The 23,694-nt window shown below is 73.5% G+C and carries 26 protein-coding genes and 1 pseudogene; 16 read left to right on the top strand and 11 right to left on the bottom strand.

Going from position 1 to position 23,694, the window contains the following annotated elements; genetic code table 11:
• Nucleotides 1–132 precede the first annotated feature (132 nt).
• Entirely contained in the window at nucleotides 133–618 is a 486-nt protein-coding gene (locus tag ACZ6S5_RS17940; RefSeq protein ID WP_466001675.1) for a GNAT family N-acetyltransferase, read from the bottom strand.
• A gap of 189 nt (nucleotides 619–807) precedes the next feature.
• Between ACZ6S5_RS17940 and ACZ6S5_RS17945 the strand changes: the two genes are divergently transcribed.
• Nucleotides 808–1,641 carry a DUF2785 domain-containing protein gene (locus ACZ6S5_RS17945; protein ID WP_466001677.1) on the top strand — a complete coding sequence of 278 codons (834 nt, stop codon included), beginning with the start codon at nucleotides 808–810 and terminating at the stop codon, nucleotides 1,639–1,641.
• A gap of 23 nt (nucleotides 1,642–1,664) precedes the next feature.
• The gene (locus ACZ6S5_RS17950) at nucleotides 1,665–2,483 is read left to right on the top strand and encodes a TIGR04222 domain-containing membrane protein (RefSeq protein WP_466001679.1); all 819 of its coding nucleotides are present in this window, start codon (nucleotides 1,665–1,667) and stop codon (nucleotides 2,481–2,483) included.
• A gap of 30 nt (nucleotides 2,484–2,513) precedes the next feature.
• Here the strand turns inward: ACZ6S5_RS17950 and ACZ6S5_RS17955 are convergent, their stop codons facing one another.
• Nucleotides 2,514–3,986, bottom strand: coding sequence for a vWA domain-containing protein (locus ACZ6S5_RS17955; RefSeq protein WP_466001681.1), 1,473 nt, complete (start codon nucleotides 3,984–3,986; stop codon nucleotides 2,514–2,516).
• Nucleotides 3,987–4,247: 261 nt separating this feature from the next.
• Between ACZ6S5_RS17955 and ACZ6S5_RS17960 the strand changes: the two genes are divergently transcribed.
• The 6 genes and pseudogenes from ACZ6S5_RS17960 (at nucleotide 4,248) to ACZ6S5_RS17985 (ending at nucleotide 9,514) form a co-directional block, all read left to right on the top strand.
• Complete coding sequence (locus ACZ6S5_RS17960) at nucleotides 4,248–5,708, top strand: hypothetical protein (protein WP_466001683.1); 1,461 nt, start codon at nucleotides 4,248–4,250, stop codon at nucleotides 5,706–5,708.
• 40 nt (nucleotides 5,709–5,748) lie between these two features.
• Nucleotides 5,749–6,024: pseudogene (locus tag ACZ6S5_RS17965) on the top strand (hypothetical protein); the annotation flags it as partial.
• 781 nt (nucleotides 6,025–6,805) lie between these two features.
• Nucleotides 6,806–7,288, top strand: a complete 483-nt coding sequence (locus ACZ6S5_RS17970) for a hypothetical protein (RefSeq protein ID WP_466001685.1) — start codon at nucleotides 6,806–6,808, stop codon at nucleotides 7,286–7,288.
• Between the two features lie 46 nt (nucleotides 7,289–7,334).
• The gene (locus ACZ6S5_RS17975) at nucleotides 7,335–7,796 is read left to right on the top strand and encodes an HNH endonuclease (RefSeq protein WP_466001687.1); all 462 of its coding nucleotides are present in this window, start codon (nucleotides 7,335–7,337) and stop codon (nucleotides 7,794–7,796) included.
• Nucleotides 7,797–7,954: 158 nt separating this feature from the next.
• Entirely contained in the window at nucleotides 7,955–8,362 is a 408-nt protein-coding gene (locus ACZ6S5_RS17980; protein WP_466001689.1) for a YciI family protein, read from the top strand.
• A gap of 6 nt (nucleotides 8,363–8,368) precedes the next feature.
• On the top strand, nucleotides 8,369–9,514 hold the full coding sequence (locus ACZ6S5_RS17985; RefSeq protein WP_466001691.1) for an RNA polymerase sigma factor: 1,146 nt from the start codon (nucleotides 8,369–8,371) through the stop codon (nucleotides 9,512–9,514).
• 178 nt (nucleotides 9,515–9,692) lie between these two features.
• On the opposite strand, the gene ACZ6S5_RS17990 is transcribed toward ACZ6S5_RS17985, so the two are convergent.
• Nucleotides 9,693–10,835, bottom strand: coding sequence for a hypothetical protein (locus ACZ6S5_RS17990; RefSeq protein ID WP_466001693.1), 1,143 nt, complete (start codon nucleotides 10,833–10,835; stop codon nucleotides 9,693–9,695).
• Nucleotides 10,836–10,895: 60 nt separating this feature from the next.
• On the opposite strand from ACZ6S5_RS17990, the gene ACZ6S5_RS17995 reads away from it, so the two are divergent.
• Nucleotides 10,896–11,363 (top strand): MarR family winged helix-turn-helix transcriptional regulator, encoded by a 468-nt coding sequence (locus ACZ6S5_RS17995; protein ID WP_466001695.1) that lies wholly within the window; start codon nucleotides 10,896–10,898, stop codon nucleotides 11,361–11,363.
• Nucleotides 11,364–11,546: 183 nt separating this feature from the next.
• On the top strand, nucleotides 11,547–12,359 hold the full coding sequence (locus tag ACZ6S5_RS18000; RefSeq protein WP_466001696.1) for a class I SAM-dependent methyltransferase: 813 nt from the start codon (nucleotides 11,547–11,549) through the stop codon (nucleotides 12,357–12,359).
• Nucleotides 12,360–12,768: 409 nt separating this feature from the next.
• On the opposite strand, the gene ACZ6S5_RS18005 is transcribed toward ACZ6S5_RS18000, so the two are convergent.
• Complete coding sequence (locus ACZ6S5_RS18005; protein ID WP_466001698.1) at nucleotides 12,769–13,608, bottom strand: helix-turn-helix transcriptional regulator; 840 nt, start codon at nucleotides 13,606–13,608, stop codon at nucleotides 12,769–12,771.
• A gap of 102 nt (nucleotides 13,609–13,710) precedes the next feature.
• Here ACZ6S5_RS18005 and ACZ6S5_RS18010 point away from each other — a divergent pair, with 102 nt between their 5' ends.
• Nucleotides 13,711–14,418 carry an SDR family NAD(P)-dependent oxidoreductase gene (locus ACZ6S5_RS18010; RefSeq protein ID WP_466001700.1) on the top strand — a complete coding sequence of 236 codons (708 nt, stop codon included), beginning with the start codon at nucleotides 13,711–13,713 and terminating at the stop codon, nucleotides 14,416–14,418.
• A 40-nt stretch (nucleotides 14,419–14,458) separates the two neighbouring features.
• On the opposite strand, the gene ACZ6S5_RS18015 is transcribed toward ACZ6S5_RS18010, so the two are convergent.
• Nucleotides 14,459–15,232 carry an SIR2 family NAD-dependent protein deacylase gene (locus ACZ6S5_RS18015; protein ID WP_466001702.1) on the bottom strand — a complete coding sequence of 258 codons (774 nt, stop codon included), beginning with the start codon at nucleotides 15,230–15,232 and terminating at the stop codon, nucleotides 14,459–14,461.
• A gap of 98 nt (nucleotides 15,233–15,330) precedes the next feature.
• Between ACZ6S5_RS18015 and ACZ6S5_RS18020 the strand changes: the two genes are divergently transcribed.
• The gene (locus tag ACZ6S5_RS18020; protein WP_466001753.1) at nucleotides 15,331–15,897 is read left to right on the top strand and encodes a maleylpyruvate isomerase N-terminal domain-containing protein; all 567 of its coding nucleotides are present in this window, start codon (nucleotides 15,331–15,333) and stop codon (nucleotides 15,895–15,897) included.
• A 44-nt stretch (nucleotides 15,898–15,941) separates the two neighbouring features.
• Entirely contained in the window at nucleotides 15,942–16,535 is a 594-nt protein-coding gene (locus ACZ6S5_RS18025; protein ID WP_466001704.1) for a TetR/AcrR family transcriptional regulator, read from the top strand.
• Nucleotides 16,536–16,733: 198 nt separating this feature from the next.
• Here ACZ6S5_RS18025 and ACZ6S5_RS18030 read toward each other — a convergent pair whose 3' ends face one another.
• Nucleotides 16,734–17,222: a DnaJ family domain-containing protein gene (locus ACZ6S5_RS18030; protein ID WP_466001706.1), complete on the bottom strand. Its 489-nt coding sequence runs from the start codon at nucleotides 17,220–17,222 to the stop codon at nucleotides 16,734–16,736.
• A gap of 137 nt (nucleotides 17,223–17,359) precedes the next feature.
• On the opposite strand from ACZ6S5_RS18030, the gene ACZ6S5_RS18035 reads away from it, so the two are divergent.
• The gene (locus tag ACZ6S5_RS18035) at nucleotides 17,360–17,788 is read left to right on the top strand and encodes a YkvA family protein (protein ID WP_466001708.1); all 429 of its coding nucleotides are present in this window, start codon (nucleotides 17,360–17,362) and stop codon (nucleotides 17,786–17,788) included.
• Nucleotides 17,789–18,508: a sulfite exporter TauE/SafE family protein gene (locus ACZ6S5_RS18040; protein ID WP_466001710.1), complete on the top strand. Its 720-nt coding sequence runs from the start codon at nucleotides 17,789–17,791 to the stop codon at nucleotides 18,506–18,508.
• An 8-nt stretch (nucleotides 18,509–18,516) separates the two neighbouring features.
• Here ACZ6S5_RS18040 and ACZ6S5_RS18045 read toward each other — a convergent pair whose 3' ends face one another.
• Nucleotides 18,517–19,503 carry an ABC transporter permease gene (locus ACZ6S5_RS18045; protein ID WP_466001712.1) on the bottom strand — a complete coding sequence of 329 codons (987 nt, stop codon included), beginning with the start codon at nucleotides 19,501–19,503 and terminating at the stop codon, nucleotides 18,517–18,519.
• A gap of 129 nt (nucleotides 19,504–19,632) precedes the next feature.
• A complete protein-coding gene (locus ACZ6S5_RS18050) occupies nucleotides 19,633–20,181 on the bottom strand; it encodes a GNAT family N-acetyltransferase (RefSeq protein WP_466001714.1) in 549 nt (182 codons plus the stop codon).
• 92 nt (nucleotides 20,182–20,273) lie between these two features.
• Here ACZ6S5_RS18050 and ACZ6S5_RS18055 point away from each other — a divergent pair, with 92 nt between their 5' ends.
• Nucleotides 20,274–20,924 carry a LysE family translocator gene (locus ACZ6S5_RS18055; protein ID WP_466001716.1) on the top strand — a complete coding sequence of 217 codons (651 nt, stop codon included), beginning with the start codon at nucleotides 20,274–20,276 and terminating at the stop codon, nucleotides 20,922–20,924.
• A 76-nt stretch (nucleotides 20,925–21,000) separates the two neighbouring features.
• Here the strand turns inward: ACZ6S5_RS18055 and ACZ6S5_RS18060 are convergent, their stop codons facing one another.
• The 3 genes from ACZ6S5_RS18060 to ACZ6S5_RS18070 are packed head-to-tail and all read right to left on the bottom strand — an operon-like array spanning nucleotide 21,001 to nucleotide 23,654.
• Entirely contained in the window at nucleotides 21,001–21,510 is a 510-nt protein-coding gene (locus tag ACZ6S5_RS18060; protein ID WP_466001718.1) for an NUDIX hydrolase, read from the bottom strand.
• Nucleotides 21,511–21,519: 9 nt separating this feature from the next.
• Nucleotides 21,520–22,344: an SDR family NAD(P)-dependent oxidoreductase gene (locus ACZ6S5_RS18065; protein ID WP_466001720.1), complete on the bottom strand. Its 825-nt coding sequence runs from the start codon at nucleotides 22,342–22,344 to the stop codon at nucleotides 21,520–21,522.
• Nucleotides 22,341–23,654: a flavin-containing monooxygenase gene (locus tag ACZ6S5_RS18070; RefSeq protein ID WP_466001722.1), complete on the bottom strand. Its 1,314-nt coding sequence runs from the start codon at nucleotides 23,652–23,654 to the stop codon at nucleotides 22,341–22,343. The genes ACZ6S5_RS18065 and ACZ6S5_RS18070 overlap by 4 nt, the downstream gene beginning before the upstream one ends.
• Between the last annotated feature and the right edge of the window lie 40 nt (nucleotides 23,655–23,694).

Genomic DNA, 23,694 nt, shown 5'->3' on the forward strand with positions numbered 1-23,694 from the left:
GGTCTCCGTTTCCCGCTTTGTGGGCACGGGCCGGGGCCGGATGCCCGGGGCCGACGTGCCTGTCGCCCTACACGCCTCGGTCCGGCATCCGGTTGCAACCCGATCGCGACGGTCGTCAACGCGACAGCATGCTCAGAGGTACCGGTGCATCACGTGGAGCCCGATCCGGCCCTGGGTGGGGTGCGCGAACGCCTCCGGCACGGTGCCGACCACCGTGAAGCCGAGCCGCCGGTACAGCTCGACGGCCGCCGCGTTGCTCTCCGCCACCGCGTTGAACTGCATCGCCGCGTAGCCCTGGCGGCGGGCCCAGTCGAGGGTGTACTCGACCAGCGCCCGGCCGACGCCGCGCCCCCGCGCGGCGGCGGTGACCATGTAGCTGGCGGAGGCCACGTGCGAGCCGGGGCCGGGCTTGTTGGGACCCGTCTTGGCGGTGCCGAGGATCATCCCGTCCGCCTCGGCGACCACGGTCAGGCCGGGCGGGCGTTCCACCCACACGTCGTGCAGCACCTCCGGGGGCCACGCGGGGTCGTACGGGAAGGTCTCCCCCGCGCCGATGACCTCGTCCAGGATCGGCCGGATCTGGTCCCAGTCGGCCTCGGTGTACTCGCGGATCCGCATCCCGCGCACGTTAGCCGCGCGCCCGACGGTCCGCGACCGGGATTACCCGGGCCGCCGGCGGGACCCGACGCGGTGGCGCACCGGGACGGTGATGAGCCCGTGATCCCGGATCTGGTCCAGCCAGGTACGCCACGCCTCCTGATCAAATTCAGACGCGCACGTCGATCATGGCCGTTAGGATGACGTGCCGTGACCGACACGGCGAGCGCGCTCCTGGCCGACCTGCGACGGATCGAGGCGGACGACTACCGGCTGCGCCCGGGTGAACGGCCGGCGGACCTCGTCCCGGCGCTGCTGGCCCACATCGGCGACCCCGATCCGCGGCTGCGCGACGAACTCGTCTATCCCACCTTCCACGCGTTCGTCACCGGCGACCGGTTCACCGACGACGAGCTGGGTCGCCTCCTCGACGTGCTGATCGACGACCGGCACCTGTTCCACGGCATCGGTGGCGACGGTGACCCGACGGTGTTCACCCGGACCTTCAGCATGCTCGTGGTCGCGCTGGTGCTGGCCCGGCACCGCCGCCAGCCGTTCCTGTCCGTCGCCCGGTTCGCCCGCGTACGCGACGCCCTGCTGCGCTACCACCGGCAGGAGCGGGACCTGCGCGGACTGGTCCCCGGCGGCGGCTGGGCGCACGCCGCCGCGCATTACGCGGACGCCCTGGACGAGCTGGTCCGCTGCCCGGAGAGCGACCGGGCCACCCACCGGGCGGTCCTGGACGCGCTGGCGGCGATGCTGCACAACGGCGCCACGATCTTTCCGGACGAGGACGACGAGCGGATGGCCACCGTGGTGGACGCGCTGGTCGAGCAGGCGCGGCTCCCGGCGACGGAGATCGCGCAGTGGTTGGACCGGCTGGCCGACTGCGCCGACCGGCCCCGCGACCGCGCCCAGGTGGTGGCCCGGGTCAATACCCGGAACCTGCTGCGCAGCCTGTGGTTCCGGCGGCCGCGTACGGGCCCGCTCGCCGAGGCGCTGCGTACCGCCGAGGCGCGGGTCAACAGGTTCCGGGCGGCCTGAGCCGGCGCGCCATACTTGGCGCCATGCTCTGGGGTGTCAGCGGACCGCTCTTCCTACTCGACTACGTGACCGCGGTCGCCGTGGCGCTCGCGGTCGCCCTGGCGGTGCGTGAGCTGACCGGCCGGCGTGCCCGGGGCGCGGAGCCGGACACCGTCGAGGTGGCGTACCTCACCGACCGGGCGCTGCTGGCCTGCCAGGTCGGTATGGCCGCGCTGCACCGGGCCGGGGTGGTGCACCGTGGTGAGCTGGCCACCCTCGCGGTCGACGGCCCCCCACCACCCCGCTCGTCCCCGCTGGTCCGCGCCCTGCACGCCGCGCTGCGCCGGCCGCAGACCTGGGCGGCCGTGCTCGCCGACCCCGCGGTGGGGCGGGCGCTGCGCCGGCTGGTGGGCCGGCTGGTCCGCGACGGCTGGCTGCTCACCGCGGCGCAGCGGCGGCGGGTGGCGCTGGGCACCCTGCCCCTGTTCGGCGTCGCGGTGGTCGGGCTGGCCCGGCTGGTGGACAGCGCCGTCGAGGGCCGCGACGCGGGCGGCCCGGCCTCCGTGGTAGGGCTGCTGCTGTGCTGCCTGGCCACCGCCCTGGGCGGCTGGTGGCTCTGCGAGGTGCCGGAGACCGGCGCCGCCGCGCGCCGGATGCTGCGGCGGCTGCGCCGCCGGCACGCCGACCTGGACCCGCAACAGCGACCGGCGTGGAGCGAGCGCGGCACCGACGAGCTGCTGATCGCGATGGCCCTGTTCGGGCCGCGCCCGCTGCTGGCCGTCGACCCGCGCTTCGGGGAGCTGGTCGGCATCGACGTCGAGCGCACCCGCCCGGCCCCGCAGCGCAAGCTCTCCCGCGCCTGACGGTCCGCGGGCCGGCCCGCGGACCACCCGTCAGCGCAGCTGGTCGGCCTCGCGGATCACCCGGCCGAGGTCCCGCACCTCGGCGTCCTCGGTGGCGTCGGCCGCCCGGTCCGCGATCGTGGCCAGGTCACTCAGGCGGGCCTCCCCGCCGCCCTGCAGGGCCACCGCGAAGTAAGCGGCCGCGTAGCAGGTCCGCAGCCGCGGCGACGCCTCGGCGAAGTCCCGGTCCAGGTCGGCGACGGTCACCGACTCGTACGTCTCGGCCGGTTCCCGGTCCTTCGGGTCGGTCCAGCGCACCTGCACCCGGGCCACCCGCTCCGTGGGAGACGCCCCGTCGGCGAGCCGGACGGCGTAGAGCGCGGTGACGCTGTGCCCGGGGCCGACCTCGCCGCCGTCGACCCGGTCGTCGCGGAAGTCCTCGTCGGCGATGGCCCGGTTGTCGTAGCCGACGAGCCGGTAGGAGCGCACCGCCGACTTGTCGAAGGTCACCTGCACCTTGGCGTCGAGCGCGCGGACGCTCAGCGTCGCCGGCAACTGCTGCACGAACACCTTCCGGGCCTGGTCCCGCTCGCCCACGTACACCACGAAGCCGTCGCCCCGGTCGGCGAGCTGCTCCATCAGTCGGTCGCCGTACTGGCTGCCGACGCCCACGCCGAGCAGGGCGATCTGCTTCTCCGCCTCGGCGCGTACCCGGCGCAGGATCGGCTCCGACTCGGTGCTGCCGGTGTTGGCGAGCCCGTCGGAGAGCACGATCACCCGGTTGGTCTTCCCGGGACGGAACCCGTCGCGGGCCACCTGGTAGCCGAGCACCAGGCCGGCCTCCAGGTTGGTGCTGTCCTGCGGACGCAGGGAGTCGATGGCGGTGTGCAGCGGCCGGGCGTCGGAGACCGGGGTCATCTCCCGGACCACCCGCGCCCTGGTGCTGAACTCGACGATGGCGATGGAGTCGGTGGGACGCAGCTGGTCCACCAGGCTGTGCAGCGCGTCCTGCACCAGATCGAGCCGGCCGGGTTCACCCATCGAGCCGGAGACGTCGATGACGAAGGTGAGCGCGGCGTCCGAGCGGCTCTCCCGGTCCTCGCCGCGGGTCTGCAGGCCGACCCGCATGATCCGCTCGTCCGCCTCGCCCCGGTGGGTCTCGGGCGGGCGGGCGCCGTCGACGTGCACGGCGAAACCGTCGCCGGCCGGGTCGGCGTAGTCCTGCCGGAACGAGTTCACGAACTCCTCCGGGCGCACCTCGGACCGCTCGGGCAGCCGCCCGTCGCGGATGAGCCGGCGGGCGTAGCCGTACGACGCGGTGTCGACGTCGACGCCGAAGGTGGAGGCGGCGTCCTCCTCCGTGATCGTGTCGTTCCCGCCCGAGCGGGGTGCGCCGTCGTACGGGCGGGCCGGCCCGCGGGCCGAGTCGGCCTGCCGCCCGGCGTCCCCGGCGGTGCAGGCGGGGATTGTCAGCGCGGCGGCCAGCACCACCGGCAGCAGCAGTGACCGTCTCACGTGGCTCATCGGATCCTCCCGGATGGACGAAGGGGCGGTGATCCGGCCACGCCGCACCGGATCCGTCACGGTCATTGACGCAGGGCGACCGGGGCGCGGCTCCCGCCGTGGCCGAGCCGATACGCAAGCGTGAACGTCGTGACCGATCCGTGCGGCAAGCGTGACCTGAAGCGGTCAGCGGGGTTGCGCGGCCCTGTGCTGCGGCGCCACCGGCGATGCGGCAGAGTGGGCCCGGAGTCGGCAGTCGAGACGACCGGGAGGACGGCGACCGTGGAAGGCCCGAGCGGGGTGGTGTTCCCCGAGACCGGCGGTACGCGCAGCACCAGCGCGCTGGGGCGGGCCGTGGTGGCCGACGCCCTGCGCGCGGTCGACCCGGTGGGCGCCCGCGCCGCCGAGCACGAGACGAACTGGCGGCACGGCTACCTCGGCCACTTCCGCCGGCTGGTCGAGGCCGGCCTGCTCTCCCGCGACGCGGCGCTGACCGTCGCCCGCGACGGGCTGGCCTCCCTGCACGCCCGGATGCGCTACCTGCCCGAGGACGGCGCGGAGATCGACCTCGGCCGGGTGTTCGACCTGGCCGACCCCGAGCCGCTGGAGACCGCCACGGTCACCGGGACCGGCGAGGTGGACCGGGAACTGTCGCTGCCGTACCGGGGGCAGCGGCTGCGCGGCGACGACCTGCGCCGCCGCCTGGACGCCTGGGTGGACGCCGGGGTCATCGAGCCGAGCTGCGCCGAGGCGGTCCGCGCGGTGCTGGCCAACCCGGACTGGCTGGACCTGCGCGACCAGCGGGTCGTGGTGCTCGGCGCGGGCGCGGAGATGGGTCCGCTGCCGTCCGTGCTGCGCTGGGGCGGCGAGGTGGTCGCCGTGGACCTGCCCCGCCCCGACATCTGGCGCCGGGTGCTGCGCACCGCTCACCGCCACGGCGGGCGCCTGCACCTGCCGGTGCGCCCCGGCACGGCGGGCGACGACGCGGCCCTCGCCGCCGGGGCGGGCGCGGACCTGCTGCACCGCCTCCCCCAGGCCGCCGCCTGGCTGCGCGGCCTCGACGGGCGCCTCGTCCTGGGCAACTACGTGTACGCCGACGGCGCCACGAACGTGCGGGTCGCCACTGCGGTCGACGCGCTCACCGTCCACCTGGCCAGCCAGCGCCCGGACGTGGCGCTGGCCTTTCTGGCCACCCCCACCGACGTGTACGCCGTCCCCGCCGAGGCGGTGGCCCACGCCGAACGCGGCTACGCCGCCCGGGGTCTGGCCCGCCGGTCACTGCGGGTGCTCTCCGGCGGCCGGCTGCTGCACCGCAACTACCCGCCGGACGCGGACCCCGGCATCAACGACAGCCTGGTCCCCCAGCAGGGCCCGAACTACGCCCTGGCCAAGCGGCTGCAACGGTGGCGGGCGGCGGTGGCCCGGGACGCCGGGACGACGGTGTCGTTCACCGTGGCCCCGCCGACCCGGACCCGCTCGGTGCTGCGCAACCGGGCCCTCGCGGCGGCCTACGCGGGCGCGCACCGGTTCGGTATCGAGGTGTTCGAGCCGGCCACCAGCAACACCCTGATGGCCGCGCTGCTCGTGCACGACCTGCACACCGGGGGCGGGCCCGCGCAGGCGCACCCGTGGCGGGACGAGGCGTACGCGGCGGCGCATGGTGGCCTGTGGCGGGTGCCGTACGCCCCGCGCAGCGCCCTCGGGCTCGCGGTGCTGCTCGGCCTGGGCGGTGCGCGGGCCTGAGCGCAGGTTTCCTTGTCCGGGCACTCGGGAAGGCAACCGCATGGCCGAGACCTTCGCAGACCAGGACCTGACCACCCTGCGGTCCATCGCGCGCGGTGCCGGCATACCGGACACCGAACGCATGCCGCACGACCAACTGGTCGACATGTTGCGCCGGGCCGGCCTGGCCGAACCGGACGGCCGGCCCGTCGACACCAGCCTGGCCGATCCCGGTGATCCGGGCGACGCGTCGGGCGTGTACCACGGACGTGGCATCGGGCGCCGGGAATCCGCCGGCGGCCCGGCGGCGGAGAGCGGCTGGCCCGACCAGCCGACCGACGATCCCGCCGGCCTGTCCCGGCTGCCGCGCAGCGACCTGACGCTGGGTGACGAGAGCACCGGCGGGCGCGCGGCCGAGGAGGCGATCGGCGGCCGGCCCGGGCGGGCCGAGGTCTCGGACCTCGCCCAGGACGCCCGCGGCGTGCAGGGCGAGATTCGGGACCCGGCCGGATTGTCCGGGCTGCCCCGCAGCGACCTGACGCTGGGTGACGAGAGCACCGGCGGGCGCGCGGCCGAGGAGGCGATCGGCGCCCGACCCGGCGAGTCCGGCACGGAGATCGACGACCGCACTCAGCGCTGAGTGCCCATTGTGGGGCCGCCCCCGGCCGGGGCGGCCCCGAACTCTTCTGTTCGTCGTCCTGTTTCGGCGCTCGAGGCGCCACTGTCGGCACGAGCCGGGTTTTCGCCCCACCTTCCGGATATGCGCATAATGGAGCATTGCCGCCGACCCTTCCCTCGTGAATATGGGACACGCCGGTAGAAATGGCCATAAGTGACTGATTCCTGCCCTAGAGTTCCCTCACGACGCCGAGCGACCCAGGGCGGGAGACATCGGGTCCGCCCGCCGGACGTCCGGACGAGCGTCGTGCCACACGCCACGGCGCGGCGTCCGGACGTCCACCGGATTCCGGTCGCGCCGCCGGCGGGAAGACGGTGATTGGGGTGATCACCGTGGCCGGCACGGGCCTCGCCCTCCTACAGGTCCGTGCCGGCCACCCCGCCGCGCACGCCCCGCGACCCAGCCATCCGACCCGGCCACCGGGATGAGAGGAGACGAGATGTGGCGTCCACCGACACCCGTCGAGCAGGAGTTGTGGAACGCTGTCGTCGCCGGGGTCCGCGCCGCCAACCAGGCGGACCGCGACGGCTTCCAGGCCGCCGTACGCCGCCTGTCCCGGCTGCCCCGGCCGTGGACGCCGCGGGTGCTCCACGACACCGCCGACCTGCTGGTCGAGGAGTGGGACCCGGACGGCCGGTATCCGTGGCCGCTGTTGGCCGCGCAGCTCGACCACGTCACCGGATGGCTGCCCGAGGCCGAACCACGGCTGCTGGCCGCCCTGCTGGCCGGCAGCGGTCTGCCCACGGCCGGCATGCCGGACGACATCGCCGACATCCGACTGCGCCTGCTGCTGGTCGCCCTGCTGGCGAACGTGGCACGGGTCGGCGTCGGCGCCTTCGTCGACGTCGCGCTGGCCGGCAACGGCACGCGCACCCCGCGCCGCCTGTCCGGAACCGTCCCGCACTGCCGCCCGGGTCGCTGACCCGCCACGAACCCGCGTTGTCCGTCAGCGCCACTACGCTCGCTGCGTGCTGTCTCAGGTGAGTGGACTCTCCCGGCACTTCAGCGAGGAGTCGCTGAAGGCGTACCTGCTCCAGCGGTCGGAACGCCGGCCCGGTGGGTGCCTGATCGTCCGGGGCTACGGCAACCGGCGGGGCGTCCACCAGAAGCTGGCCGGTCGGGCCTGGGCGCACGTGGCCGCGTACGCCGTCTTCGTCGGCGGTTACCGGCCCGACCTCGACGTCCACCACGAGTGCGGCGTGCCCGACTGCATCGAGCCGGCCCATCTGCGCCAGCTCACCCGCGCCGAGGCCGCCCGGCGCCGTCAGCAGCGGCCCCGGTGCCGTAACGGCCACGACCGTGAGGTGGATCCGGCGACCGGCCGCTTCCGCCGGGTCTGCCGGCGCTGCAACAGCGAGGCGCAGAAGCGGTGGCGGGACCGGCAGTCCGCACAGGTCGCCGACGCCCGCGCCGCCTACGGACGGTCCTGACCGACCGGCGGTGCTGCCCTTCGCGCCTCCCCGAGCGCGCGGCGTCACTGAAGTCCGCCAGAAAAATATCCCGGTGGGATGTCGAGAACCCCCGCGCGGCTTCGTCCCCGCAGTGAACACGGCCAGAATGGGCCCGTACCGCACCAGGGGAGAACATGATGACCAAGTACCTGCTGCTCAAGCACTACCGGGGCGCGCCGGCACCGGTCAACGACGTGCCGATGGACCAGTGGACGCCGGAGGAGCTTTCGGCCCACGTGCAGTACATGCGAGACTTCGCCGCACGGCTCGAGGACACCGGCGAGTTCGTCGACGCGCAGGCGCTCTCCCCGGAGGGCACGTTCGTCCGTTACGACGGCGAGGGGCGGGCGCCGGTGACCGACGGCCCGTTCGCGGAGACCAAGGACCTGATCGCCGGCTGGATGGTGATCGACGTCGAGACCTACGAGCGAGCGCTCGAGCTGGCCGGCGAGTTGTCCGCGGCTCCGGGCGCGGGTGGGAAGCCGATCCACGAGTGGCTCGAGGTGCGCCCGTTCCTGGGCGAGCCCCCGACCATCACGGAGTGACGCACGGTGGACGAGGCCCTGCTGCGGACCCTCACCCCCGCCGTGATCGGCATTCTCGGCCGCCGCGGAGCCGACTTCGCGGCGGCCGAGGATGCCGTGCAGGACGCCCTGATCGAGGCCGTGCGCGTGTGGCCGGACGACCCGCCGCGGGACCCCGAGGGCTGGCTGGTCACTGTGGCCTGGCGCAAGTTCCTCGACGCCGCCCGCGCCGACACCTCCCGACGGCACCGCGAGGTACGCGTCGTGGGCGAACCCGTGCCCGGCCCGGGCGAGGTGGTGGACGACACGCTCCAGCTGTACTTCCTGTGCGCGCACCCGTCCCTGACACCCGCTTCGGCCGTCCCGCTCACGCTGCGCGCGGTGGGTGGCTTGACCACGCGTCAGATCGCGCGGGCCTACCTCGTGCCGGAGGCGACCATGGCCCAGCGGATCAGCAGGGCCAAGCGGACCGTCTCGGGCGTCCGGTTCGACCAGCCCGGTGACGTCGCCACGGTGCTGCGGGTGCTCTACCTGGTCTTCAACGAGGGCTACTCCGGCGACGTCGACCTGGCCGGCGAGGCGATCCGGCTCACTCGCCAGCTGGCGGCCACCACCGACCATGAGGAGGTCGCGGGCCTGCTCGCGCTCATGCTGCTCCACCACGCACGGCGCCCGGCACGGACCGGCCCCGACGGCCGGCTCGTGCCTCTTGCCGAGCAGGACCGCGGCCTGTGGAACACCCGCCTGATCGCCGAGGGCGTCGACGTGCTCCAGACGGCCCTCACCCGCGACCGCCTGGGCGAGTTCCAGGCCCAGGCCGCCATCGCCGCGCTCCACGCCGACGCCCCGACGGCCGAGGAGACCGACTGGGTGCAGATCGTCGAGTGGTACGACGAACTGGTGCGCCTCACCGACAGCCCGGTGGCCCGCCTCAACCGGGCCGTCGCGGTCGGCGAGGCCGACGGCCCGCGCGCCGGCCTGGCCGCCCTGGCGGGGCTCGACCCCGCCCTGCCCCGCCACACCGCCGTCGCGGCCTACCTGCACGAACGTGATGGTGATCTGGTGACCGCAGCACGGCTCTACGCCGAAGCTGCCCGATCGGCGCCCAACCTTCCCGAACGCGACCACCTCACGCGACAGGCCGCACGGCTCAACGCACAACTGCGCGGTTGAGCGACGGGCCGCGCCTCACCGGCTCGCGACACCAGCGTTGAACGACATGTGATCTTCAGTGAGAACGACATTGTTCTTCAGTGGCTTCGCCGGGGTGAGGTGGTGGTCACTCGATGCTCCAGCCACGCATGGATCGGGCGCCGAGGAGGTGGCATGCCTTCTCGACTGAGGCAGATGGTCATGGACTCTTCATGACGTGACGCCGGTGTCGGCGACCGATAAGGCCGAGTGCGTGGTCGGCGAGGAATCTGGTCAGGGCCGCACGCTGGCGTAGCAGCGCGGCGACTTCAACGGTCGGCGGGCCGTCGAGCAGCTCGTAGGGCAGTGAGGTCAGGGCTGAGCGCACGGTGAGGGCGCCGAGGTAGCCGTATGAGACCTGCTCGGAGTCGGCGTCGACGCCGTGCTCGCGCATGCCGGCGACGTACGCCGGAACGAGGCACTCATGGATGGCCGGAAGCTGCTCGGCGGTGACGGTGCCGGCGTGTGCCAGGCCGACCAGCAGCTGGCCCAGGTCGAAGCCGACGGCGACGGGGCATTGGAAGGAGACGTCGATGGCGACGAGCACGCCGGGCTCGTCGCGAGGGACGAGAAGGTTCTGCGGGCTGGCGTCGCCGTGGGCGAGAGTCTGCGGCAGCGTGTCGAGCCGGTCGAGAATCGCGGGCACCGCGCCGGCGATGCGGCGCAGGTCGTCGCGCAGTTCCGTGTCGACGGCCCCGGCCAGCATCGGATGGCCCCACAGGCGATCGTCCTCCAACTGCGGCACGGCGCCCTGCAGGACGCGCCCTTGGGCGTACCCACGTAGTCCCCAGCCCACTGGGCGGCCGGTGGCGGCGAGGAGCTCGGGTGAGCTGCGCGATGCGGCGAGGCCGCCCAGTGCGCGAGCCGCGTGGGTGTAGAGGTCGAGGTTCCAGCACGCGTCGTCGTGGGCGTCGACGTCCTCCATCCACAACAGCAGCCGATCGTCGCCCAGGTCGGTCATTCGGTAGAGGGCGGGCGGGCGCAGGCCGGGGGGCATACGCGCGGCGAACGACGGCTCCCACAGGGACAGCTCCTGCCGCCACGGGAACCCGTCGGCGAACGCGGCGCGGTACTCCTCCGGCAGCACATGTAGCCGCGGCCAGTGCCGCGCATGCTGCACCAGCTTCACGAACACCGCCCAGTCGCGGCCGTCGTCGCAGTGGCCGCGTACCCGCATCAGCCCACCGGTCGCCGGGGAGCCGGAGTCATAGGCCACCTGCTCGACGGTCCATGTTCCAGGCGTGGCCGTGCCGTCGAGCATCAGCTTCACGACGGCGGCAACATCGGGCGCAGGCAGATCCATGACCACTCCCCGAGATAGTAAGGTTGGCTGACGACCTCAGGAAGATAGTAAGGTTGCCTTATGAGTTCGGTCAACTACGATCTGGTCCACGTGTTCGACCTGCTCGGCGCGGCGCTGACCGTCGGCAAGCGGGCCATGGAGGCCGAGGTCGCCGACGAACCGCATCACCTGCGTGGCTCACACTTGCGCCTGCTGTCGCTGACCCCCGCCGAGGGCATGCGCCCAACCGACCTCGCCGGACGTGTCGGCATGACCAAGCAGTCGCTGGGCGAGTTCGTCGCCACCATGCAGAAGGCCGGCTTCCTGCACGTCGATCCAGACCCCACCGACCGGCGAGCCCGTATCGTGCGTCCGACCGCCAAGGGCCTGCGCCTACAAGCACGGATCCTGGAGATCTTCGCCGAGACAGAAGATCGCTGGCGCCGCGAGATCGGCGCCCGCGACTGGGACACCTTCCGCAGAGTCCTGGCCCACATCGCCGCCCAGAGCGGCCATGATCACCCGCACGCGCTGCGGGGCGACAGTTGACAGTGGACATGCATCTCGGGGCGGCCGGGCCTCCCAGGCCGGTGTCCCCGATCGCCGCCGGGGATAGGCCGAATCTCGGCAGCGCCACGGCGTAGCCGATGTTGAGCGACATGGAAATGCTTTTTAACACCGGTCAACCGGTGGCAGGATCCGGTCTGCGCAGCGCCTGTAGCGTTGCAGACCATGAACGACCAGACGGGGCGATGGCGCGAGCTGAATCAGGCTTCCTGGGACGAACGTGTGCACATTCATTTGCGCGGGCCCTTCTACGATGTGGCCGAGTTCCGCGACCGGCGCGATTCCCTCAAGGACTTCGAGAAGGTAGAGGTCGGGGAGGTCACCGGCAAACGCCTGCTCCACCTGCAGTGCCACTTTGGACTAGACACGCTGTCGTGGGCGGCGCGCGGGGCGCGCGCGGTCGGGCTGGACTTCTCGCCCCCGGCAATCGAGGCGGCCTCGCGTCTGGCGGCCGATCTGAACCTTGATGCGCGGTTCGTTACGGCAGACGTCTATGACGCGGTCTCGGCCCTACCGGGCCAGACCTTCGACATCGTCTACACCGGCTTCGGCGCGCTGAACTGGCTGCCGGACCTTCCGCGTTGGGCGAGGCTCATCGCGGAACTACTCCGCTCCGGCGGATTCCTCTACCTTGCCGAGTTTCATCCGTTCAGCTTCGTCCTCGACGATCAGACGGGCCGGACCGTCACCCATGACTACTTCGACGAGGGCCCGCACCTTTCCGGCGGGCCTGGCACTTACGCTGACAAGACAGCCGCGACCGAGAATAACGTGACCATCGAGTGGGAGCACATGCTGTCGTCCGTTGTCTCCGCGATCGCGGGCGCAGGACTGCGCATCGAATTCCTGCATGAACACGACCACACGTTCTACCTGCAACGGCAGTCGCTGCAGCGGCACGCCAATGACATCTACCGGCATGCTGCTGGCTCGCCGCGTTATCCGCTGACCTACTCGATCCGCGCGCGCAAGCCCTGAGCCAACACCTATCTCCCAATGAACCGTTGGCGTTTGATCAATGGTGTTGTCAGGCGATAAGGGCCGGGTCGAGGATGACGAGCGCGGCGGGCCGGTTCGCCGGGCAGTTCGTGGAGGGGCTGCTGTCGACCGGCAGTCGGACCCTGTCTTGATCTTGTTCAGGAAACGATCGTTTCTCAGACAGCTGCTGAACGCCCGCGTCGCCGGCCAATGAAGTGCGGCTGGCACTCAACACGCCCGACCGGCGACGGCGGTGGCGGATACACCAACGCAAGTTGTTACACCCAATAACTGTCATTATGGTGTGTCGGCGTTACGTCCCCTTTGTCGGCTTGTTTTATCGGATTGTCATTGCCAATAATCCGATAAACCGGCTGCGGGGAACTGTCGACAGGAAGGTGGAATTGGCTCAGCCGGCGAGGGACTGGACGCCGAGGACGGTGAGCAGGGCGAGGCGGTCGGCATCCTCGGTGCCCGGCTCGGCGGTGTAGATCATGATGCGCAGGTCGCTGCCGGCCACGGTCAGCACATCGCAGTCGAGGGTCAGCGCACCCACCCGCGGATGGTCGATCGTCTTCCGGGCGGCCTCGTGCCGGCCCACCGCGCCGACGTCCCACAGCTCGGCGAACCGGTCGCTGCCCGCCCGCAACTCCGCAACGAGCCGCCGCAACCGTTGATCGGCCGGGTAGCGGGCGGCCGCCGCCCGCAGGTCGGCGACGAGCGCGCTTTCGAAGGCCCGCCGGGCCTCCGGGGTGTACCGCACGCGACCGCCCGGCCCGAGAAAGTTCCGCCACACCCCGTTGCGCTGGTTGCCCCGCCAACCGGACGGATCACCCATCAGTGCCGCGTACGGCGGGTTGGCCAGCAGCAGCGTCCAGGACGCGTCGTAGACCGCGACCGGTGTCCCCGTCAACCGGTCCATCAGCCGCTGCACGCTCGGGCTGATCTCGGCGGGCACGGTCTCCGGACCCGGCGGCGCCAGCCCGGCCAGCCGGAACAGGTGCGCGCGTTCGGTCCGCGACAGCCGCAGCGCCCGGACCAGGGCCTCGACGACCTGCCCCGACGGGTGCGACGCGCGGCCCTGTTCGAGGCGGGTGAGGTAGTCCACGGAGATCCCGGCCAGCAGGGCCAACTCCTCCCGGCGCAGCCCCGGGGCACGCCGCTGCCCGGCCGCGGGCAGCCCGGCGACCTCGGGCGCCACCCGGTCGCGCCAGCGGCGGACCGCCTGCCCGAACTCCCCCGTCGTCATGTCCACCAGTCTGCTCCGCCGGTCGCCGCCCTGGCTGGTACCCGCAGTCCCAGGAAGACGGGACGACTGGGTGGCCGCCCGGTACCGCCGCACGCTGGGGACATGACGACAACACTGATCACCGGAGCGAACAAGGGGCTCGGCTTCGAGACCGCCCGCCGGCTCGTCGGTGCCGGCCACACCGTCTGGATCGGCAGCCGCGACGCCGAGCGCGGGCGGCGGGCCGCCGAGCAGTTGGGCGCGCGGCTGATCGCGCTCGACGTGACCGACGACGCATCGGTGGCGGCCGCGGCACGGACCATCGAGGCGGCCGGCGGACTGGACGTACTGGTCAACAACGCCGGCATCGAGGCGCGCACGCCGGACAACGGGGTGGCCGGCGCCGGGGAGACCACCGCCGACCTGATGCGGTCGCTGTTCGAGACGAACGTCCTCGGCCTGGTCCGCGTCACCCACGCGTTCCTGCCACTGTTGCGGCGTTCGGCCGCGCCGGTCGTGGTGAACGTGAGCAGCGGGCTGGCCTCGCTGACCCGGGTCACCGACCCGAGCGACCCGGCCCACGCGTACCCGGGGGTCGCGTATCCGGCGTCGAAGGCCGCGGTCAACATGGTCACGGTGCAGTACGCGAAGGCGTTCCCCGGCATGCGGATCAACGCGGTGGAACCCGGTCACACCGCGACGGACCTGAACGGGAACACCGGCGTCCAGACCGTCGCGGAGGGCGCGGAGATCATCGTCCGGATGGCGCAGGTGGGTCCCGAGGGCCCGTCCGGCGCCTATGTCGACGCCGACGGGCCGCTGCCCTGGTAGCGGCGAACGAGGCCGGCCCGTCCCCGACGGGCCGGCCCGGTCAGCCGGCCGGGGCCAGGTGACGCTGCTCGCGCAGCGCGGCGACGATGCGGGGCAGGGCCTCGCCGATCGGGTCGCGGACCACCTCGTCGGCCAGGTCGTCGTAGGGCGTCTCGTCGCGGTTGACGATGACCAGCCGCGCGCCGGCGCGTACCGCCACGGTGCACAGCGAGGCGGCCGGTTCCACCCGCAGGGAACTGCCCACGACGAGCAGCAGCTGCGACGCGGCGGCGATCTGCCGCGCGTGGTCGAGGACCCGGTCGTCGAGGTACTCGCCGAAGAGCACCACCGCGAGCTTGAGGATCCCGCCGCAGTCCGGGCAGGTCGGGTCGGCCACCCCGGCCCGTACCCGGTCCAGCGTCGGGGCGGTCGGCGTACGGGCGGCGCAGCCGGTGCACCGTACCTCGTGGATGGTGCCGTGCAGCTCGAGCACGGTCCGGGCGGGCAGGCCGGCACGCTGGTGCAGCCCGTCGACGTTCTGGGTGAGCACCCGGAGGGCGGTGCCGGACCGCTGGAGCTCGACCAGGACCCGGTGTGCCGCGTTGGGCTCCGCCCGCCAGGCGGCGTGGTCGGCGTAGGTCCGCCAGAACCGGGCGCGGGCCTGCGGGTCCGACATGAACCGGTCGTAGGTGAAGGCGTCCACGGCGGCCGGGTTCCGGGTCCAGAGCCCGTCCGGGCCACGGTAGTCCGGCACCCCGGAGTCGGTGGAGATGCCGGCTCCGGTCAGCACCGCCACCCGGGTGATCCCCCGCGCCCACTCCCCCGTCGCATTCATGCGGGTGATCGTAGGAACCGGTCGGGACGCTCGGCGAACGCTTTTCGGTCGGCTTGCCGGACCGGGTGATCGATGGCAGGGTCTTGGGCGTGACGGGGATGACGGGCGCGGACGTACGGGCGGCGGCCGCCGGGATGACCCGGGTGCTGGCCGGCGCCACCGACCGGGACTGGACGGGCCGGGCCGGCGACCTGGAATGGTCCTGCTGGACGACCGCGGCGCACGTGGCGCACGACCTGGTCGCCTACGCCGGCCAGGTGACCGGGCGGCCCGAGGCCGGGTATCTCCCGTTCGACCTGCGGGTACGCCCCGACGCGACGCCCGCCGACGTGTTGACCATGGTGACCGCCGCCGCCGGTGTGCTGGCCGCCGTCGTGGACACCGCCGACCCGGCCACCCGGGCCTGGCACTGGGGCCCCTGCGATCCGGGCGGGTTCGCCGCCATGGGGGTGGCCGAGATCGTGCTGCACACCCACGACCTCACCCGGGGGCTCGACCTGGACTGGACGCCGCCGGAACCGCTGTGCGCCGGGGTGCTGCGCCGGCTCTTCCCGGACGCGCCCGAGGGCGAGCCGGCGCCGGTGCTGCTCTGGATGACCGGCCGGGCGCCGCTCGGGGACCGGCCACGGCGTACCGGGTGGACCTGGCGGGCGGCGCTCGACTGAGACGGGGGTTGCCCCGCCGCCGCCGTCCGGTAAATACTTACTGCATGAGTGACAGTCGGGCCGTCCTGCTCGATGCCGCGACGGAGGAGTTCGCCCGTACCGGACTGCACGGCACCCGGGTCCAGGCGATCGTGAAGCGCGCGGGCGTCAACGAGCGCATGATCTACCACCACTTCGGCAGCAAGGAGGGGCTCTACGCGGCGGTCATCGACGAGCAGCGCACCACCCTCGGGTCCGCCTGGGCGCCGGCGCTGGAGCGGGCCGCCACCCTCGACCCGTACGAGGGGATGCGCACCGCGTTCGCCGGGTTCTTCGACATCCTGCGCGCCCACCCCCGGCTGCTCGCCCTGATGCTGCACGAGTCGCTCAGCGGGGCCGGACTGCTGTCCCTGCCCACCGCCGACCAGCTCCCGAAGGCCATCCGGGAGCTCTACGAGCGCGGCCAGCAGGACGCCGTTTTCCGGGCCGACTGCCCGTTCGAGGTGGCGTACGCCACCGCCGTGGGCGCGCTCGTGTCGCTGCAGATCTTCGCTCCGCCGTTCGCGGCCGAAGCCGAGTCCGCCGGTGGACCCGCACTCCGGGACCGGGTGGTCGGGCAGTTGCTCGACGGCATGACCGGGCCCGTTCCGGGCCGCTGACGTCCCCGCCTGGGGCGTTCCTGGCGCAATTCCGCCCTAGCCGTAAGCATTTACCGCAGCCGTGCGGAGTGAACGGGGATGGACCAGACCGTGCGGCCGCCGGCGCACGCCGCGGGCCAACCGCCGGACCTGCTTCGGCTCGTCGGGGTGATCATGCTGGGCCCGTTCGCCGTGGGGTGGTCCCCGACGGCGGCACGATCAGCGCCGCCGCCAGGGCAGTCGCCAGCGCCGCGCCGGCACGGTGGGAGCGGCCGCCGGCGCGGCGGTCCGCTCGGCCGCCGCGCGTTCCCGCTCGGCCCGCCACCGGCGTACGACGTCGTCGGCGTTGACCGGGCGGACCACCACACGCGGTCCCGTCGGGGTACGCAGCCAGGCCACGATCTCGGTGTTCAGGTCGGCGACGCACGCCCGCACCGACTCCTCGGTGGGCAGGTCCCGCACCTCGTCGGGGAGCCGCTCGATCCGGCGGCGTAGCAGCAGCGGGGTGGGCAGCAGCAGGTCCGTCGGGAGCTGCTCGCGCTCCAGGAAGCTCCTGATCCACCACGATTCGTCGTAGGGCAGGTTCCGCCCTGGGATCGGCTTGCCGGCGCCGGGCAGGCCGTCGAACTCGCCCCGCTCCTGTGCCGCCCGGATCTGCGCCTCGACCGTCGCCTCCCAGCCGTACGTCACCGCCGTCACCTCCCGCACCCACCGTATCCGCCGGTCCCGACCCTGCTCAGCGCCGCTGGCGGGCGACGCATTCCCCGCAGGCGGGCGGCGGCGACGGGGCGTACATTCCTGGTGGGCCGGCTTGCGGCCCGCACCCCAGGGGAAGGGTCACCGGCGTGCGCGACTGGCTGATCGGGCTCGGTGTCGCGGTCGCCTGCCTGCTGGCCAGCTGGGCGCTGCTGGTCCTGCTGGCCCGGCGGTTGCCGCCCGGCATCATGCGGGACCTGGCCGCGTTCATCCCCGACTGCCTGACCACCGTGCGCCGGCTGCGCAAGGATCCGCGGGTGCCCCGCCGGGCGAAGGCGGCCATCGTCGTCGCCGGGCTCTGGGTGGCCAGCCCGATCGACCTGATCCCCGAGTTCCTGCCGGTCATCGGCCCGCTCGACGACATCGTCGTGGTCGCCCTGGCCCTGCGCTACGCCGGCCGTCAGGTGCCTCGGCAGGTGCTGCTCGACGCGTGGCCCGGCGAACCGCGGCTGCTGTTGCGGCTGCTCGGCCCGGCGACGGGCGACTCGGCGACGGGCGCCGAACCGGTCGGCCGCTGAGTGCTCGGCACGCTCCTGGCCGCCTCGGTGGCGGCGTTCCTGCTGGCCCTGCTCTCCGCGGTGACCGGCTTCGGCGGCGGCGTGCTGCTGCTGCCGGTCTTCACCGCCCTGTTCGGGTTGCGGGTCGCGGTGCCGGTGCTCACCCTCGCCCAGCTGTCCAGCAACGGCGCCCGGGTCTGGCTGAACCGGCGGGAACTGCACCGGCCGCTCGCCGGCCGCTTCGCCGTCGGCGCGGTCCCGTTCGCGCTGCTCGGTGCGCTGCTGCTGGCGCACGCCCCACTGGCCGCGCTCAAGCGGCTGCTCGGGGTGTTCCTGCTCGCCGTGGTGGCGTGGCGGCGCCTCGGCCGTCCGCCGGGTCGCCCGGCCGAGCGCACCTTCATGGCGGTCGGCGCCGCCTCGGGCCTCGGGTCGGCGCTGCTCGGCTCCGTCGGCCCGCTCACCGCGCCGTTCTTCCTGGCGTACGGGCTGACCCGGGCCGCGTACGTGGGCACCGAGGCGGCCGCCGCGCTCACCCTGCACCTGTCCAAGACCGCCGGGTACGCGGCGACCGGGCTGCTGCGCCGGGAGGTGCTGCTGCTCGGCGCGGCGCTGACCCCGGCCACCCTCGCCGGTGCCTGGGTTGGCCGGCGGGTCGTCGGCCGGATCGGCGATCGGACGTTCGTCGCCCTGGTGGAGGTGGGTCTGGTGGCGGCGGCGCTGCTGTTCCTCGCTGGTCTCTGAGCGGGTGGTCAGCGCAGCTTCGGGTCGAGCGCCTCGCGGACCGCCTCGCCGAGCATCACGAAGCTCAGCACGCAGGTGACCAGGAACAGGGCCGGGAAGAACAGCAGGAACGGCGAGACCCGGATGTAGTTCTGCGCCTCGCTGATCATGATGCCCCAGGACACCACCGGGGTCTTCAGGCCGATGCCCAGGAAGGACAGGGTGGCCTCGGCGCCGATGAACGAGCCGACCATGATCGTGCCGTAGACCAGCAGCGGAGCTAGACAGTTCGGCAGCAGGTGCTTGAGGATGATCCGGCCGGTGCCGGCACCCAGCGCCCGGGCCGCGACGATGTAGTCGGCCTCCTTGGTGGCCAGCACCGACGACCGCATCAGCCGCATCGTCACCGGCCACATGAGAACCACCATGGAGGCGGTGACCAGGGCCATGATCTGCCACTGTCCGTTGTCGGTGCCGGCGCCGTTGAAGGTGGTCAGGATGACGATCGAGCCGAGCACGAACGGCAGACCGAAGAAGATGTCGGCGATCCGGGACAGCAGACCGTCGACCCAGCCGCCGCGATAGCCGGCGACGATGCCCATCGCGCCGCCGATCAGCAGGACACCGAGGGTGGACAGCACCGCCACCACGATCGAGGCGCGGGCGCCGTGGATGGTGCGGGCGTAGACGTCCCGACCCTGCACGTCGTGGCCGAACCAGGCGTCCGCGGACGGCTCGACCCGGCTGCGCGACAGCGCGCCGTTGACCGGATCACCGGTGGTGAACAGCTGCGGGAACGCCGCCATCACGAGGAACAGCGCGATGAACGCGGCCGAGATCCAGAACAGCGGCTTGCGGCGCAGGTCCAGCCAGGCGTCGCCGAGCAGACCACGCGGCTTCTGCTGCCTCCGGGCGCTCTCCGGCAGGCCGGCGTCGACGGGCGCACCGGAACCAGCCTCGGACGGCATGGTCGCGGGCGGCGTCGAGACGATCGACGCGGCACTCGGGTCGGTCATGCCCCCACCTCGCTCCGCTCGGCGCGAGCGGTGCACGCCCGCGCGGCCGGCGTTGACGACGCCGTCCACGGTATCCGCCGGGTGTCCGCGCCGGACTCCCGTGTGGACAGAAGCGGGCAAACGCGGCGGTCAGCCCCGGTGGCGCACGTGCCGGTGGCCGTCGCGCGGGAACGGCGGCCGGGCGGGCAGCACCTCCTCGAAGGCGTACCCGCTCTTTTCCGCGACCCGGCAGGAGGCCGGGTTGTCGACCTGGTGCAGCAGCTCGAGACGGGTCAGCCCGTGCGCGGCGAAACGGGCGAACGCCCACGCGGTGACCGCGTCCACGGCGCGCGGCGCCACCCCGCGTCCCCGCGCCGGCGCCGCCGTCCAGTAGCCCACCTCGGCGGCCGGGCGGCCGGGCCTGACCTCCTTGAGCAGCACGTGCGCCACCAGTCGGTCCCCGGCCGGGGTCGGCTCCAGCACGGCGAAGCTGAACCGCCGGTCGGCCGCCCAGCCCTGCCGGCTGCGGCGCAGGAACGCGCGGGCCTCGGCCCGGGTGGTCACCGGGGCCCGGGTCCAGCTCAGCAGCACCGGATCCCGGTACGCGGACAGCAGCGCGTCGACATCGCCGTCGCACCAGGGCCGCAGCAGCAGTTCAGGCGCGGCGGACGTGGCCGGAGCGCGCAGGACGATGGACATCCCGGTAGTGTCGCCGGTCACCCCCGCCGTTGGCGAGCCCGGCCCCTGAACGGGCGTATGGTCCGGGTGGAGTCGACCTTGGGGGAGAATGCATGGTCACGATCGGCGCGGTGGTGGGTATCGCCCTGGTGGCGTTGGGTCTGGTGCTCACGCCCGGCCCGAACATGGTCTACCTGGTGTCCAGGTCGGTCACCCAGGGACGCCGGGCCGGACTGGTCTCGCTGCTCGGCGTGGCCGTCGGCTTCCTGGTCTACCTGGCCGCGGCGGTCGCCGGGATCGCCACGGTCTTCGTGCTGGTGCCCCCGCTGTACCTGGTGGTGAAGCTGGCCGGGGCGGCGTACCTGCTGTGGCTGGCGTGGCGGACACTGCGCCCGGGCGGCACCTCGGCCTTCACCCCGGCGCCGCTGCCACCGGACCGGCCCCGGCGGCTGTTCACCATGGGTCTGGTCACCAACCTGCTGAACCCGAAGATCGCCATCCTGTACGTGTCGCTGCTGCCGCAGTTCATCGACCCGGCGCGCGGGCACGTGGCGGTGCAGAGCCTGCTGCTCGGGCTGACCCAGATCAGCATCGCGCTGACCGTGAACGGGCTGATCGTGCTCACCGCCGGCAGCGTCTCGGCGTTCCTGACCCGCCGCCCCGGCTGGGCCAAGGTGCAGCGGTACGTGATGGGCAGCGTGCTGGCCGGGCTCGCGATCCGGATCGCCGCGGACCGGTCCCGCGCCGTCGTCGCCACGTCCTGACCCGGGCGGCTTCACCGTGGGCGTGCCGCACCGTCGGCCTACCCGGGCTGGTCGACGGCGGCGTCCGGCGGTGAGGTCACAGGTTGTCCGGCTGGTGCAGTGCCGGGTGGTGCTCGCCGGGCGCCGTGAACCAGGCGGCCCGGTCGGCGCGCAGCGCGGTGGTGATCCGCAGCCGGGACCAGTCGTCCAGCTCGGGCAGGTCGTCCGGGGCGAACCAGTCGACCGCGAGGGACTCGTCACCGTCCACGGTGGGCGCGCCGCCGACCGCCCGGCAGTGGAACCAGATGTTGAGGTACTCACAGACGTCGCCGTTGGGGTAGACGACCGGGTGGGTGGCGACGCCGCCGATCCGGTCGATCTCGACCTTGACGCCGGTCTCCTCGTACACCTCGCGCAGCAGCGCGTCGGCCGGCTGCTCGCCCGGGTCGACCACGCCGGCCGGGACGGACCAGCGGCCGTTGTCGCCCCGGCGGGCCAGCAGCAGCCGGCCGGCGTCGTCGGTGACCACGCCGCTGACGCCATAGAGCATCAGCAGGTCGTGTCCGATGTGGCGGCGCATCTGGGCGACGTAGGGCGACAGCGGCATGCCGGCACTCTACCGGTGGGTCTCCCGGTGCCGCCGGACCATGCCGGCCGCGAGCGCCGCGCCGTCCAGGTCACCGGCGGCGATCCGCTCGGCGACGGTACGGCGCACCAGCCGGTCGGCGAGGGCGGGTGCGTGCCGGGCCAGGGCCAGCTCGACGCGTCCCCGGGTGGTGGTGGCCACGTCCCGGGGCGCCCGGCGGGCGGTGGCGGCCCGCAGGATCGCGGCGACGACCCCCGCCACGGGTTCCAGTCGGGACACCCCGCTCAGCGACAGCCCGGCCCGGGCGGTGCTGTCGTGGATCGGTGAGGCGACCATGCTGGGGTAGACGACGCTGACCCCGACGTGGGTGCCGACCTCGTGGCGCAGCGCGTCGGCGTACGCCACCAGGGCCCGCTTGCTCACCCCGTACGCGGCGGCGAGGGGCAGCGGCAGCACGGCCATCCGGCTGGCCACGAAGACCACCCGGCCGCGGGTCGCCTCCAGCGCGGGCAACGCCGCCGCCGTGGTCCGCCAGGCGGCGAGCAGGTTGACCTCGAGCTGTTGCCGGACCACCTCGTCGGGCGGCAGCTCGGCGGGGGCGGGCCCGCCGACACCGGCGTTGTTGACCAGCAGGTCCAGCCCGCCGAGCCGGTCCACGGCGGCGGCCACCGCCGCCGGCACGGCGGCCGGGTCGGTCAGGTCGCAGCCGAGCACCGGCACGTCGGCGTCCGCGTCGGGGTGCAGGTCCAGCCCGACGACCCGGGCACCGGCGCCGGTGAGCGCGGCGCTCAGGTGCCGGCCGAAGGTGCCCCGCGCCCCGGTGACCAGCACCCGCCGCCCCGCGAGCGCGCTCATGCCCGCACCCCCGCCCGGCGCCGGCCGGCAGCCAGTTCCCGCTTCAGCTCGGCCAGGTACGCGTCGAAGTCCACCCGCATGTGCGGGCGGCGCTGTCCCCAGCGGGTGGTGGCGGCGCGCAGCTCGGCGCGGCAGGCGGCCGCCTGCCGGGCCGGGTCCGGGGGCGCCCAGGTGCCGGCGAGCCGGCCGGCCACCAGTCGGGCCTGCGCTTCGACCAGCGGGAACGCCGCCCCGGTGGACTGCATCAGCCCGACGAAGGCCAGGCCGGGGGCGTCGAGGTGGAACACGTGCCGGTACAGCGGCAACCGGTCGGCGCCGTCGCCGAGCAGGTCGGGGTCGAGGAACGGCACCGCCACCCGGTAGCCGGTGCCCCAGACCACCAGGTCCACCTCGTCGGCGCGGCCGTCGGTGAACTCGACCCGGGGCCCGGCGAACCGGGCGATGCCGGGGCGGGCCTCGATGTCGCCGTGGGTCAGCCGGGACAGCAGCCCGTCGGAGAGGGTGGGGTGGTCCTGGAGGAAGCCGTGTGTCGGGGTGGGCAGCCCGTACCGGCTGGGTGGGCCGACCGTGGTGGCGAGCATGGTCTGGCTGATCCGCTGCCGCAGCCGCCAGGGCAGCCGGCGGGCGAGGGCCCCGTTGAGGGTGTCCGACGGGCGGCCGAGCAGGTACTTGGGCACCACCCAGACGCCGCGGCGCAGCGACAGCAGCGTGCGGGTGGCCGCGTACGAGGCGTCGACGGCGATGTCCATCGCGGAGTTGCCGCCGCCCACGACCAGGACCCGCCGGCCGGCGAGCTGCTCCGGTCCCCGGTAGTCGTGGCTGTGCAGCTGTTCGGCGGCGCACTCGCCCGGGTGGCCGGCGGGCAGTTTCGGCACCCGGTTGTGGCCGTTGGCGACCACCACCGCCTCGACGTCGACGCGGACCGGGCCGTCGGGTCCGATGGCGTGCACGGTCCAGGTGTCGTCGTCGGCGCGGTCCACCCGCTCGACGGTGTGCCGCAGCCGGATGTTCTCGCGCAGCCCGAACCGGTCGGCGTAGTCGGCGAGGTAGCCGGCGACGCGGGTGTGGTCCGGGTAGTCGGGCCAGTCGGCGGGCATCGGGTGGTCGGCGAACTGGGTGCGGCCCTTGCTGGTGTTCAGGTGCAGCGTGCGGTACGCGGGCGAGCCGGGCGCCCCGTGCACCCAGAGGCCGCCGACGGTGTCGGCGGCCTCGAACGCCACCGCCGGCACGCGGGCGTCCCGCAGCGCCTTGAGGGTGGCCAGCCCGGCCGCCCCGGCGCCGATCACCGCCACCCTGGGCCGTGCCGTCATGCCCGCCTCCTTAATCCAACGCCCGATGGATAATGCCCAG

It is taken from the genome of Micromonospora sp. NPDC051924, from assembly GCF_055586005.1.

Excerpts from the sequence above, each read along its gene's own strand:
- ACZ6S5_RS18060 (WP_466001718.1), bottom strand. The coding sequence starts at position 21,510 with ATGCCGCTGTCGCCCTACGTCGCCCAGATGCGCCGCCACATCGGACAC.
- ACZ6S5_RS17970 (WP_466001685.1), top strand. The coding sequence starts at position 6,806 with ATGTGGCGTCCACCGACACCCGTCGAGCAGGAGTTGTGGAACGCTGTC.
- ACZ6S5_RS18000 (WP_466001696.1), top strand. The coding sequence starts at position 11,547 with ATGAACGACCAGACGGGGCGATGGCGCGAGCTGAATCAGGCTTCCTGG.
- ACZ6S5_RS18010 (WP_466001700.1), top strand. The coding sequence starts at position 13,711 with ATGACGACAACACTGATCACCGGAGCGAACAAGGGGCTCGGCTTCGAG.
- ACZ6S5_RS18055 (WP_466001716.1), top strand. The coding sequence starts at position 20,274 with ATGGTCACGATCGGCGCGGTGGTGGGTATCGCCCTGGTGGCGTTGGGT.
- ACZ6S5_RS18070 (WP_466001722.1), bottom strand. The coding sequence starts at position 23,654 with ATGACGGCACGGCCCAGGGTGGCGGTGATCGGCGCCGGGGCGGCCGGG.
- ACZ6S5_RS17940 (WP_466001675.1), bottom strand. The coding sequence starts at position 618 with ATGCGGATCCGCGAGTACACCGAGGCCGACTGGGACCAGATCCGGCCG.
- ACZ6S5_RS17990 (WP_466001693.1), bottom strand. The coding sequence starts at position 10,835 with ATGGATCTGCCTGCGCCCGATGTTGCCGCCGTCGTGAAGCTGATGCTC.
- ACZ6S5_RS18015 (WP_466001702.1), bottom strand. The coding sequence starts at position 15,232 with ATGAATGCGACGGGGGAGTGGGCGCGGGGGATCACCCGGGTGGCGGTG.
- ACZ6S5_RS18005 (WP_466001698.1), bottom strand. The coding sequence starts at position 13,608 with ATGACGACGGGGGAGTTCGGGCAGGCGGTCCGCCGCTGGCGCGACCGG.
- ACZ6S5_RS17980 (WP_466001689.1), top strand. The coding sequence starts at position 7,955 with ATGACCAAGTACCTGCTGCTCAAGCACTACCGGGGCGCGCCGGCACCG.
- ACZ6S5_RS17995 (WP_466001695.1), top strand. The coding sequence starts at position 10,896 with ATGAGTTCGGTCAACTACGATCTGGTCCACGTGTTCGACCTGCTCGGC.
- ACZ6S5_RS17955 (WP_466001681.1), bottom strand. The coding sequence starts at position 3,986 with ATGAGCCACGTGAGACGGTCACTGCTGCTGCCGGTGGTGCTGGCCGCC.
- ACZ6S5_RS18020 (WP_466001753.1), top strand. The coding sequence starts at position 15,331 with ATGACGGGCGCGGACGTACGGGCGGCGGCCGCCGGGATGACCCGGGTG.
- ACZ6S5_RS18050 (WP_466001714.1), bottom strand. The coding sequence starts at position 20,181 with ATGTCCATCGTCCTGCGCGCTCCGGCCACGTCCGCCGCGCCTGAACTG.
- ACZ6S5_RS18045 (WP_466001712.1), bottom strand. The coding sequence starts at position 19,503 with ATGACCGACCCGAGTGCCGCGTCGATCGTCTCGACGCCGCCCGCGACC.
- ACZ6S5_RS18025 (WP_466001704.1), top strand. The coding sequence starts at position 15,942 with ATGAGTGACAGTCGGGCCGTCCTGCTCGATGCCGCGACGGAGGAGTTC.
- ACZ6S5_RS17950 (WP_466001679.1), top strand. The coding sequence starts at position 1,665 with ATGCTCTGGGGTGTCAGCGGACCGCTCTTCCTACTCGACTACGTGACC.
- ACZ6S5_RS18065 (WP_466001720.1), bottom strand. The coding sequence starts at position 22,344 with ATGAGCGCGCTCGCGGGGCGGCGGGTGCTGGTCACCGGGGCGCGGGGC.